This is a genomic window from Raoultella sp., assembly GCF_039594335.1.
Lineage (GTDB): Bacteria > Pseudomonadota > Gammaproteobacteria > Enterobacterales > Enterobacteriaceae > Klebsiella.
This window is the reverse complement of record NZ_JBCNNS010000258.1, coordinates 1-3,309: the sequence shown is the minus strand read 5'-3', so window position 1 is coordinate 3,309 and position 3,309 is coordinate 1. Positions and strand designations below refer to the sequence as shown.

4 protein-coding genes are annotated in these 3,309 nt (G+C 58.4%); all 4 read right to left on the bottom strand.

Annotation, left to right across the window (positions count from 1 at the left end):
* Positions 1–833: 4-hydroxybenzoate octaprenyltransferase (ubiA, locus tag ACZAHD_RS22620; protein ID WP_462458724.1), on the bottom strand; the 833-nt coding region annotated here is incomplete at its 3' end.
* 12 nt (positions 834–845) lie between these two features.
* Positions 846–1,343 (bottom strand): chorismate lyase, encoded by a 498-nt coding sequence (ubiC, locus tag ACZAHD_RS22615; protein ID WP_022065222.1) that lies wholly within the window; start codon positions 1,341–1,343, stop codon positions 846–848.
* Between the two features lie 187 nt (positions 1,344–1,530).
* Entirely contained in the window at positions 1,531–2,457 is a 927-nt protein-coding gene (malM, locus tag ACZAHD_RS22610) for a maltose operon protein MalM (protein ID WP_032741332.1), read from the bottom strand.
* A 114-nt stretch (positions 2,458–2,571) separates the two neighbouring features.
* Positions 2,572–3,309, bottom strand: a 738-nt coding sequence (locus ACZAHD_RS22605; protein WP_462458723.1) for a carbohydrate porin, incomplete at its 5' end; no start/stop codon positions are given.

The following is a 3,309-nucleotide window of genomic DNA, read 5'->3' as shown; positions in this document are numbered from 1 at the left end:
ACCAGCCCGACGTAGTTATTGTTCATAAACGCTTTGAAGCAGTTATCGCGCTCGCGATTGAAGATAAGCTTCTGCTGCCAGCCAAACAGACCTGCCGCGACAAACAACGACCAGTAGTATTCCCAGCCCAGCCCATTCAGCCAGCCCACCGCGCCCATCAGCGCCAGCACGGCCACCTGCAGGATACCGATAATCAGACGATCGTTTTCGCCGAACAGGATCGCCGTGGACTTGATGCCGATCTTCACGTCGTCATCGCGATCCACCATCGCATACTGGGTATCGTAGGCCACCGCCCACAGAATGTTGGCGAGGAACATCAGCCAGCAGCTCAGCGGCAGCGATTCGCTAACGGCCGAGAAGGCCATCGGGATCGACCAGCCAAAGGCGGCCCCCAGCACCACCTGCGGCAGATGAGTGTAGCGCTTCATAAACGGGTAGACCCATGCCAGGGCCAGCGCCGCGACCGACAGCAGAATGGTCATGGTGTTGAGGGTGAGCACCAGCAGGAAGGAGAGCAACACCAGAACGATAAACAGCGTTCGCGCCTCTTTCTCGGTAACGTCGCCGCTCGGTAGCGGACGACGGGCGGTACGCTTTACGTGACCATCAAATTTTCGATCGGCATAGTCATTCACCACGCATCCGGCGGCGCGCATCAGCCAGACGCCGGCGACGAATACCGCCAGGATCCACAGCGGCGGGACGCCCGGCGAGGCCACCCACAGCGCCCACAGCGTCGGCCACAGCAGCAGCAAAGCGCCGATCGGTTTGTCAGTGCGCATCAGGCGATGAAACGCCAACAGCTTATTCTGCGACAGACTCCACTCCATTTTTTCTTCCTCTTAGTACAACGGCGACGCAGGTAAAAACAGCTCGGTCAGCAGCAGGGGTTTGCCGCTCAGCCGCAGGCGGGAACGACGCCCCCACAGCGCTGCATCGCGACCAATTTCAATAAAATCGCGGCTTAATGTCGACGACGTGAACAGGTATCGGCCCAGCGGGATCTGCCCGAGCTGCTGTAGCGCCAGCTCCGGACCACACAGTGTCGACTCCGGCACCACCGTGCGCCCGGCCAGCCAGGGTTCGCCATCGGCATTGAGTATAATCTCCCGCAGCCAGTAGCGCGGCTCGTCAGGTAGCAGCGCCGCTTCGTCAGTCAGCGCCTCACGCTCAATATACCCTTCGTTAATCAGGGTCACGGTGACCTGCTTTCCTTGTTGCTCAAAGCGCTGGGTCATTGAGTCCTCCAGCAGCAGCCAGTCACTCAGGGGCGGCGCCAGGGATGGCATAACGGCAAAATAGCGCAGCGCACGCAGTCGCGTAAGCGCAGGATGGGACATGCCTGATTCTCCGGTACATAACGTGAAAGCATTGTATCGCAGAATAGGCGGTTGGTGGCGGGCAAACGTCAATATACGATCATTCACGCAACAGCCATGCAACAGGCTGCCGCGCGTGCAAAAAAAGGTGCATCCCGAAGGATGCACCTAAAGGCTGTGCCTAAACATCAGCATTGTGGGGAGACGATTACCCCTTGCCTTTTACACTGCTGATAAAGGTGGAACGAGCGGATTTCGAGCCGAGGCGCTCAGCTTCGTTCATCAATTTCAGGGCTTTGTCGATGTCACCTTGTTTCACCGCCTGCTTAATACCGTTGTTGAAGTAGGTTTCGGTATCGCTGAGCATCGGTTCGCTTTTGGCTGCCGGTGCAGCAGCAGCGGCGGCTGGCGCGGCCACCGGCGCGGCGGTATTGCCTACGGTGACCGGACCCGGGCCGGAGGAGCCGAACAGCGGGCCCACCAGCACGCTGGAGGTGCTATTGGTTTTCACTTTCAGCTTCAGCACGCCATCGGTGGTATGTTTAGCGATCGGATCCGGGATATCCGGGGCCGCATTGCCGGCGCCTTTGGCATAGGCTTTCGCCGGATCCAGTAGGGTCGTGGTCTGCTGGAGATCTTTTTCAGTGGTAAACACCAGCACATAGAGTTTTTGCTGGCCCAGCGCCGGGGTCAGGCGCATCACGCCGCCCAGGCGGTCAGCGGTCATGACGCCCGGCTGCTGATAGGTAAAGTAGTTGCTGGGGAAGAACGCCGCTGGCGTCATGTTCTGATCCAGAATCAGCACGTTCGGCGCAAAAATCTGCTTATGTTTGTTCAGTTCGCTGTCGAGCGTCAGGGTCAGCTCACCGATATTGGCCGGTACGCTCCAGGCGGCGACCGGTCCGACGATCCCCGGGACATCCAGGCGTTGACCGCCGGTGGTTAAATCAACGCTCTGCGTCTTTGATTGATCGGCAGGCGTCCAGATCAGCTGCTGCAGCGCGCTGGCTGGAATAGACGGCGCGGCGCTGGTGTTCTGCGGTACAAAGTTAACATCGGCAAGGCTCATCCCCGGCACGCATGCCAACATCCCTGCGGATAAACACAGAGCGACGAGAGTTTTCTTCATTTTCATTCTTCTCACCTTGGATAGCATCGGTTTAGCGGTAGCCAGGCAATAGCGCGCTAACCCTGAATAGTCAGGAGGGGCTGACGCCCCTCCCAGGTTACACCCGTCCTGCGGACGGTATTACCACCACACTTCCATCTGGGCACCGAAGGTAACTTCGCTGTCGTCACCGCGGCTGGAGGTGTACATGCCGCTTCCGCTGCTGTCTTTGGTCTGCAGACCGGAGGCGTTGCTGTAACCCCAGTTTTCATCCCACTTCGCGTAGGTTGCGAAAATACGGATAGCCGGACGAGACCAGACGCTGTTGCCTGCCTGCCACTGTTGAGCCAGAGTAATTTTGTACTGGTTGTTGTTTTCGCTGGTACGCTGGGATTTCACGTTGTCGTAACCGATTTCCAGCTGGGTGCTCATGATCGGCGTCCATTTGTACATCGGACGGACACCCACGGTGTACCAGGTCGAACCGTTTTTGCTGTCCAGGTCCACGTCCTGGTACATCGCCACGTACATCAGGCCCCAGTCATCGTTGAAGTCCATCGCACCGTGATCCAGAACGCGGATCATGCTGCCGTTGTTATCGATGCTGGTCCCTTGAGAGTGGCCGCTGTTCCAGGAGGTCATTGCGTCGGTCGCGTACTGAACGACAAACTTGTTGAAGCCGCCCCAGATGGACTGAGTATGTTCACCGGTCCACATCCAGCCGTCTTTCGACGCGCCGTCTTCCAGGCGGTAGTCATCCTGCGGGTTCGCACGGCCGTAATCGACGCCTAACTCCAGCACGCCGCCCGGGTTGGTTTCCAGGCCCGCCAGACGGATGTCAAAGACGTCGTTGGCCGTTTTCGCTGCATATTTTTTGGT

What these genes read in the sequence shown, in the direction of transcription:
- ubiC (WP_022065222.1), bottom strand. Translation starts at nt 1,343, where the DNA reads ATGTCCCATCCTGCGCTTACGCGACTGCGTGCGCTGCGCTATTTTGCC.
- malM (WP_032741332.1), bottom strand. Translation starts at nt 2,457, where the DNA reads ATGAAAATGAAGAAAACTCTCGTCGCTCTGTGTTTATCCGCAGGGATG.